This is a genomic window from Chitinophaga sp. (assembly GCF_035564935.1).
In the GTDB taxonomy this organism is placed as follows: Bacteria; Bacteroidota; Bacteroidia; order Chitinophagales; family Chitinophagaceae; genus Chitinophaga.
The window spans coordinates 1-8,073 of sequence record NZ_DATMTE010000393.1; the positions used below are offsets into that span (position 1 = coordinate 1).

The following is an 8,073-nucleotide window of genomic DNA, read 5'->3' on the forward strand; positions in this document are numbered from 1 at the left end:
ATTGTAGCGCTCCTCCTATCTCTCATATAAAAACAAATTACATGCGTGCTGATTCCTCTTTTCCGGGTGCAGTATTATTGGCCGGTCTTATTACCGGCACCCTGGATATCTTATTCGCATTTGTATATTTTTCAATTGCCAGTCATGGGCAGCCGGTGAGCAGGATATTGGTGTACATCAGCAGCGGCGTGTTCGGGAAGGCGGCATTTAATGCCGGGCCGGTCATGATATGGTGGGGGCTGTTGTTTCATTACCTGATAGCACTGATATGGTCGTTCGTTTTCTTTCTTATTTACCCGAAGCTGCCGGCAATACGCCAACATCCCGTGGCAACAGGAATTGTTTACGGGTTACTGGTATGGTGTGTTATGAACCTGGTGGTGCTGCCGTTAAGCCTGGTGCCGCACGGGCCGCTGCGGCTGGTGAACTCCGTTATCAACATAGCCATTCTCATGGTAATGATCGGGATACCGCTTGCGCTGATGGCGCGTAAATATTATACAGGTAAAGTTCGTTAAGCATCTCACAAAATAAAAAGGGGTGTATCAAAAGTGGTTGATGGCGTTGAGAATCAGAACAAAATTCTCTCCGTCAGCCTTACTTTTGATTCACCCTCCTTTTATTATTTATACTTTACACCCGGAAAGTCCTTCTGTGCCTGCCGGAACTGCGCCTCCCATTCATCCGGCCACCCGAAAGCAATAGTGGCTTGTGGCTTAAGGTTTACGCCCGCTGCCCCACTCCAGAAATGGATGAACTCACCCCAGTTCATATCGCGCGTATAGGCGTTACCGTTACGTGGAAAATTCGCGGCCAGCAACCTGAAAAAGTTATTCAGCACTTTGGCGCCGCCATATTGATGATACAAGGGGTAGAACCAGTTTTTAAACCACTGCGTTCCCGGCCGGGGAAAGTTGTCGGTACCCTTCATCTGCATGTTGAACCAGCGTTGCGCCTCTGCGTCCCATCCAAGTGCACGGTACACGTCGTACTGGTAGATCTCCATCCATTTGCTGTCTTTCCATATCGGGAATGCCGGGGAGCCATGCACTCCTTTGGACGCGCCCTCCACAATATGCCCTACCTCATGCACAGCGGCATCCAGGTTCCAGCCAGTAGGGCTTACCCAGTCGCCGGCATGTCCCACATCAATTACATTGCGGTAGTCGTGGCTTCGGTCGAAATAGGTAGACGGATGCCCACCGGCATATTTGCCCGTGTGCAGCAGCACAAACAGGCGGTTATCCTTTCCGAAGGCGCCATAAGTTTGGGTGGTGTAGTTCCATACTTTGGTTAACAGCGTATCGGGCCAGGTAATGGTTCCGGGTGTTTCTTTGTCGTAGTACACAGATATGGAGGCATTGCTGAACACCCGGCGCATCTCCTGCCGGTGTTCAAACCAGTGTTCCTGCCAGGTGAGCGTTGGTGCAGTAGCCGTGTCTGCAACACCCTCCGTTTCCGGCCACCGCCCCACACCCGCCATAGCCAACTGCTGCACCGGACCAGCGATACTCTGAAACCCAAAAGCGGCCATGGCAATAAAACTGCCTCCCGCCGGTAATACATACCTTAGATATCTCTTCATACAGGGATTTTATAAAAAATGCTAAATCGATTTTCTAATAGCAAAAAAGTAGTATCTTACCGGTGAAAATAGCCAACAGGAATCTAATCAATTTTAAAAAATCCCTAACGGATTGTAAACAGAATTTAAAAGCATTGGAAGCAGGAGTTATCGTCAATTGAAGCACAGGAAAAGTCAACCAAAAGTAACAAAGCGAAGCATGAGGCATTCCATCAAGCTGTATATCCTGACAGCGGTTATCTGTATTATCGCATTGGCTATTGTACAGTTTTTCCTGATATATAATACTTATCAGTTGCTGGACAGTCGTTTTAACTACGTGGAAAAAGGAAGGATCGGCGAAGCCTATAACCTGGCCATCGCCAACGACAAATTGTTCCCTGGCGGGCAACCACTGCTGGACAGTATCATAGTGCCGCAATACCCTTACCTTGAACAACTGTATAATACTAACCCCCACGGTTTTGACACCGCCTCCCAACACCTGGTGAACCGCATCATCCGGGAACTGGTAAAACATGAGAACACCGACAGCATGCTGAAAGCCATTAAAGCCAAAGACGGGATCAAAGACTCCCTGCTGTTTGCCTTGTGCATTCACCGGCTGGACATCAAGTTTAAAGACAGCCAGTATGTGAACGTATATAACCGTTTTAAAAAATACCCGCTCATCCCCGCCAGCAGGCAAAAGGACATGGGACTGTTTATTTGCGGCAACCTGCAGCAGCTGAATGAAAACAGCGCAGCCTCTTCCCTGGTAGCCAATTCGCCCCTGCCCTATTCCTATTCCCTGTCGTTTTCTTTTTATGCCGATCCTTACAACCGCCGCACACTGGTACTTCAACAAATGAGATATACCATACTCCCTGGCTTACTTACGCTGCTGGCAGTAATCACGCTCTTTGCCATCACCCTGTTCAAATGGATCCGGCAAAAACATCTGTCAGATATGAAATCTGATTTCATTAATAACATCACACACGAATTTAATACCCCTATCACGGCGATTATTGTTGCCAATAAAAATATCCAGAATGAAAAAACGCTGGATAACAAACAAAGCGTGACCGCACTGTCTGAAATCATTCACCGGCAGGCGGAACGGCTGAAACTCCTGGTGGAAAAAGTGATCAATATTGCCGCCACGGAAAAACTGGCGCTTAAAACCACCACCACCGATCTGAATGAACTGATCAGCGGGATACTGGCGGTGTACAGTCTCAATACCATGAAACAGGCTATCCGCTTTGATTTTCAAAGCAGTGGCCACCCGCTCATGATAGAAGCTGATACCTTTCACTTTACTACCCTGCTGCAAAATATACTGGACAATGCCGTGAAGTACAACGACCAGCCGGAGAAAATTATTACCATCACTACCCTTAGGGAAAAAGAAGCTATTGTACTAACTATACAAGACAACGGCATTGGCATGAACACTGCCACTCTCCGCCATATCTTTGAGAAATTCTACCGGCATCAGCCTAACCTGTCCAGGCCCACCAAGGGCCTGGGGTTGGGCCTTTACTACGTAAAACAATGCATAGATGCACATGGCTGGACCATAAAAGTGAGCAGCGAACCCGGTGCAGGCAGTACTTTCGTAATTACCATACCTTCAAAAATATAACGCTATGAAACATCACATTCTGCTTGTAGAAGATGAAACGGATCTTGGTAACGTTGTGAAACAATACCTGGAGCTGATGGATTTCGCTGTCGACTGGCAACAAAACGGCCGCGCGGCATTGGAGGCGTTTACTGCCACTCCCTCTGCCTGGCATATTGTACTGATAGATATCAACCTTCCTGAAATGGATGGCTTTGAACTGGCGCAGGAACTGGTAAGGATACAACCCAATGTTCCGTTCCTTTTCCTGACGGCGCGTGGTGAAAAGAAAGACCGGCTATATGGCCTGAAGATAGGGGCAGATGACTATATTGTAAAACCGTTTGATGTGGATGAACTGGTGCTCCGCATCAAAAATATCCTGAAAAGGAACCAGATCGTTAACAGCATCTCCGCCGGTAGTGCCATTGAACTTGGCGGTATGCGTTTCCATAAAGATTCGCTGAAACTTACCGGTAACGGTAAAGAAACCATTCTTACTCCGCTGGAAAGCGATCTGCTGCTGCACTTCTATCATAACAGCAACAAAGTGATCCGGCGGGAAGATATCCTTCACCAGGTATGGGGAACGAACGATTATTTTGTAGGAAGAAGTTTAGATGTATTTGTATCCCGCTTCCGCAAATACTTCCAGGGGAATGAAAACATCAGTATCCGGAATATTTACGGGATCGGGTTCATGTTTAGTCTTACCTGAAAAAAGGGCGGGCGCTACATCGCTTAAGGGCCCGCCCCTGCACATCCCGGATTATTTACGAGATGCTGTGCCTGTTTATCAACCGTATCTTTATTAACGTCATGAATGGGAAAAACAAATACAGGAGGGCCTTGCCGCTATAGGTGTTTTTCATAGTGATACATAGTTAACAGGGATGACGAAAAAAAGTTCACCTGCCGTTGGCTGTCTTTCATAAAAAAAGAAAAGGATCAGATATAAATTATATCCGATCCTTTTCTTTTATGATGCCAGTACTCTATTTCAGGGAATTGATCCATGTGGCAATCTTCACCGCATCTGCCTGTGGCACCTGCGGGAACGGAGGCATTGGCGTAGCATAGCCAGGCCAGTTTTCCGGCTTGGGATTTTTAATCAGCGCCAATATTTTAGCTACTGGGTAATTCCTTTTTGCTACATCGCGGAAGCCTGGTCCCACTTGCTTTTTATCAGGATTATGACAGGAAGAACAAGTGTACTTGTTCAGCAATGGTTTCACCTGCTCGTAGGTCAGCGTTTTTGCAGGAGCTGCTTTCGCTGCTGTGGAAGCTGCTTTTGCCTCCGCTACCTTAGTGGCAGTAGTAGCTGCTTTAGCCGCTGAGTTCTTAGTGCTCAATGCAGATACCGCCAGCTTAGCGCCTTCCGGGATATTGTTCAGCGTGTAATACACATCAGGATGTACCAGTGAATAGGAATTTTCCTGGGTACGGATGCCGTTCAGCGACAACTTATGGATGTAGTACTGACGCAGCCCGTCGATCACCAGGCGCACTTTCATACCATCAGGAGATACCTGAACACCTTTAATGGTAAGCTTTTCTGTATTAACGGTAGGACTTCCATACACCGGGTGGTATTTATAGATAAAGCTTTCCACGTTGTAAGAAGCGATATCTTCTGCGTACTTTTTGTCTACCGGCAAAGTGAAGGTAATTTCAAAACCATCGGGCATGGCGTTTACTGTTCTCATTTCAAACGGCACTTTGTTGTTCCATACCAAACGCTGAAGTCCCTGGTTGGCGTCGCCGGCGGAGCCCCATCCGCGGTTGGTTTCACCTACAAAGAGGGAACCGTCTTTACCCCAGGCCAAACGTAATACGCCCGACTGGAAACCGCTTCTGAAATCCCAGGCAGCGCCCTGGTATTCGCCGTTCACTTTCTCAAGATATACCCTTACAATTTTGCTTTGTCCCTGGTCGCCGATCAATACCTGTTTGGCAAAGGGGCCAAAAGCTCCTTCAGGGATAGTGGTAAGCTGTGCATTGGAGATACCTAAAATACCGTGTGGCAGCCAAACAGCCGGCAACTGTACTTCAGGGAAATATTTCTTCATATCAAACAGTGTCACAAACTTTTCGTTCTCTACGTTTTCCGGCTTGATAGCGCGGCCGTTGGCATCCCTGCGGAAACGCGGGTCTACTTTGGCGTAAAGTTCTTCTGTAGTGAGCTTCACAGGTGAATTAGGCAGGTTGGTCCAGCGTAAGCCAGCCGGGTGACCAACAAAGCTGCCTTTTTTCACGTGGGTTAAACCACCGGAACCCATCCAGTCGCCCTGGTTTTCTGTATAGAACAGTTCACCATCGATAGTACCAAGCCCGCAGGGGGAGCGGAAACCGGTAGCCCATGGTTCCATTTTACCGTCTTCAGTGATGTGCATCATCCAGCCTCTCCAGGGCACGCGGCTTTCACCGCGCCACCATTCTTCATCGCCAAAGGCAACGTTGCCGGAAACAAAGAAGGAGCCGTCGGTACCCAGTACCGGGCCAAAGCTGTATTCATGGTAGTGACCGGAGAGTGGCCACGCGTATACTGTTTCGAACAGGTCCATTTTACCGTCCATGTTGGTATCGGTCATTTTGGTGAGTTCGCCGCGCTGTGCGCAGTAGAGGGAACCGTTCTTATAGGCCAGTCCAAGTACTTCATGCAGCCCGGAAGCCACTTTCCTGAAGTAGGGTGATTTGCTGGTGGGGTTCTCTACTATAAATATATCGCCGCGGCGGGTAGCTACGCCGAGGTCGCCGTTGGGCAGGGTGCATAAGCCTCCTACTTCCAGGAGGGTGCCTTCTGGTGAGCTGATACGCGCGATGCGGAAAAAGTCCTCTTCCTTCGGGGACTCCTGTGCTTTTACAGGCGTGATGGCCGTTGTCATCAGGAACATACCTGCGGCTATTCCTGCTGTAATTCTTTTATAGTTCAGTTTCATAATAGTCATTAGTATTGCTGCTTAGAAGATAACCGCATAACCTGTTTTCGCCTGTACCGGCACTATCAGTTCCGTGCGGCCGTTCTGGTTACGGATAATAGGATTCGCTTTGGCATCATCCATCTTCACATAATAAGATTTATCGCCGATCACATACAATCCCGGGGATACCTGCTCTATACTATCTCCTACGGCTATACGCAGATACAGGTCGGAGGCAGGTTGCTGCACCGTAACAGTACGGTGAATACCCTGGTTTTCCGGAAGCACGCTGATATCGTCTGTTACAGCGGTACCATAGATATTATAACGGAAAGTAGGCTTTCCGCTTTCATCGAGTGAATAACCGGTTGGGCGGAAGCCGGTACCGGCAGTATCCGCGCTCCAGGCAGTTTCTTTGGTGGCCAGTTTACCGATAGCCAGTGCAGGCTGGTTGGTTAGCACCTGTACAGTACCAAGGGGCCGGGAAGATCCGTCGCCGCGGTCATGCCACATAGGCGTAGTGTTAAGAAATTCGCCGCGCCATACCTGGAAAGGCAAACCGTTGTCCATATCGTAGGTGTAGTGCACTTTGGCGGGACTCCCTACAGACACGGCATGTACCACCCGTTTGCCGCCGCGAACATCCATAAAGCTGCGCAATACGGTGTTTTCGTTAGCGGTTACCAGGATAGGATCGGTAGGATCATCGGCCGGTACATTGGTATCGCTGATCACAAATTCGCGGATACCTGCTTCGCTTACAGCTAAAGCAATGGATGGTTTGGCCCAGTCGGTATTTTTGGCGTACAGCACTTCCACCGGGTAGTTACCCGGCTGCAGTTCAATGCTGCCGCGGCCATCCCAGCCCCGTGGGGTGATCACCTGCTGGTTATTCACCTTCAGTACACCGGGGCCGCCGGATGTATGCAGGTTGAAATAATATTTACCCGCTGCTTTAACGGCTAGTGTAGCGGTATAACGTACCAGGAACTCATTGTCCGGCAAACCTGCAATATTGGAGGTAAGCAGCGGGGAGGCGCCGGTAACGGCAGGTTTCAGGGTAGCAAAGTTGGGTTCTTTATCGAAGCCGCCTTTGTATACGCTGTATTTTACGTTTTCCAGCGTTGGTTTAGGTGCGCTGAAATTATTGATCACGATGTTCCTGAAAGCCACGGTTCCGTGATCGCCCTGGATACGGAGGGGGCCTGAAGGCACTTCATTATTTTGTACGGCGCCGCGGGTAGGTCCGGAAAGCGCTACGTTTTCCTGGATGGTTACGCCGTTCAGTTCCAGCTTCAGGATAACGGCATCGGCGGTTTTATTGCCGGCGGCATCGAAGCGGGGGGCCTGGAAGGAAATTTTCATGTGCTGCCATAAACCGGGAGCGCGGCTCACATTCTGGCGGGGTGCATGACCATCGTAGCCCTGCTGTCCTTCCGGCTTGCTGTCGTTCCAGCGTTCATAGATACCTCCGTTGTCGGATGCGCGGGGAGCCAGCGTACCCCAGCTGTCGAGCAACTGGATTTCATACCTTCCCTGTAAGTAAATGCCTGAATTAGAGCCTTTAGACATCATATAATCCAGTTCAAGGTCCAGGTCACCATGTTCCAGTGTGCTGAACAGGTCTTTTCCATGTGCATTTTTTTCTGGCAGGTTTACCAGGATGCCTGTACCTGCAGTTGTTTGGAGCAGGTTGTTCTGTTGCAGGTCTGCTTTAACTCCACCGGCTATACGCCAGTTGGATGCAGGCTGCTGGAATGCAGATAAATCTGTTAATGGCAATTTGTTTTGTGCCATCATCTGTTGACAACTGCCAATACTTAAAATCAATACCAAAGTTCTCCGGTCGCACGCACGTAACTGTGTCAACTTTGGACGGAACCTGTTCCATCTAAGCATAGATCTGGATTTTTTTTAAAAAGTTTACATTGATTGCTAAATGCTTTTAGCGTTTCAGG

General features: G+C 48.9%; 6 protein-coding genes. 3 read left to right on the forward strand and 3 right to left on the reverse strand.

Going from position 1 to position 8,073, the window contains the following annotated elements:
- The coding region (locus VN105_RS10350) for a hypothetical protein (RefSeq protein WP_325640522.1) at positions 1-518 on the forward strand (518 nt) is incomplete at its 5' end.
- 104 nt (positions 519-622) lie between these two features.
- Here VN105_RS10350 and VN105_RS10355 read toward each other — a convergent pair.
- Positions 623-1,585: a hypothetical protein gene (locus VN105_RS10355; RefSeq protein WP_325640524.1), complete on the reverse strand. Its 963-nt coding sequence runs from the start codon at positions 1,583-1,585 to the stop codon at positions 623-625.
- Between the two features lie 199 nt (positions 1,586-1,784).
- On the opposite strand from VN105_RS10355, the gene VN105_RS10360 reads away from it, so the two are divergent.
- Both VN105_RS10360 and VN105_RS10365 read left to right on the forward strand, forming a co-directional pair.
- A complete protein-coding gene (locus VN105_RS10360; RefSeq protein WP_325640526.1) occupies positions 1,785-3,215 on the forward strand; it encodes a HAMP domain-containing sensor histidine kinase in 1,431 nt (476 codons plus the stop codon).
- Positions 3,216-3,219: 4 nt separating this feature from the next.
- Complete coding sequence (locus VN105_RS10365) at positions 3,220-3,912, forward strand: response regulator transcription factor (protein WP_325640528.1); 693 nt, start codon at positions 3,220-3,222, stop codon at positions 3,910-3,912.
- Positions 3,913-4,189: 277 nt separating this feature from the next.
- Here VN105_RS10365 and VN105_RS10370 read toward each other — a convergent pair whose 3' ends face one another.
- Both VN105_RS10370 and VN105_RS10375 read right to left on the reverse strand, forming a co-directional pair.
- Positions 4,190-6,133, reverse strand: coding sequence for a hypothetical protein (locus VN105_RS10370; protein WP_325640530.1), 1,944 nt, complete (start codon positions 6,131-6,133; stop codon positions 4,190-4,192).
- Positions 6,134-6,154: 21 nt separating this feature from the next.
- Positions 6,155-7,915, reverse strand: coding sequence for a family 16 glycoside hydrolase (locus VN105_RS10375; protein ID WP_325640532.1), 1,761 nt, complete (start codon positions 7,913-7,915; stop codon positions 6,155-6,157).
- Positions 7,916-8,073: the final 158 nt, after the last annotated feature.

Excerpts from the sequence above, each read along its gene's own strand:
- VN105_RS10355 (WP_325640524.1), bottom strand. The coding sequence starts at position 1,585 with ATGAAGAGATATCTAAGGTATGTATTACCGGCGGGAGGCAGTTTTATT.
- VN105_RS10360 (WP_325640526.1), top strand. The coding sequence starts at position 1,785 with ATGAGGCATTCCATCAAGCTGTATATCCTGACAGCGGTTATCTGTATT.
- VN105_RS10365 (WP_325640528.1), top strand. The coding sequence starts at position 3,220 with ATGAAACATCACATTCTGCTTGTAGAAGATGAAACGGATCTTGGTAAC.
- VN105_RS10370 (WP_325640530.1), bottom strand. The coding sequence starts at position 6,133 with ATGAAACTGAACTATAAAAGAATTACAGCAGGAATAGCCGCAGGTATG.
- VN105_RS10375 (WP_325640532.1), bottom strand. The coding sequence starts at position 7,915 with ATGATGGCACAAAACAAATTGCCATTAACAGATTTATCTGCATTCCAG.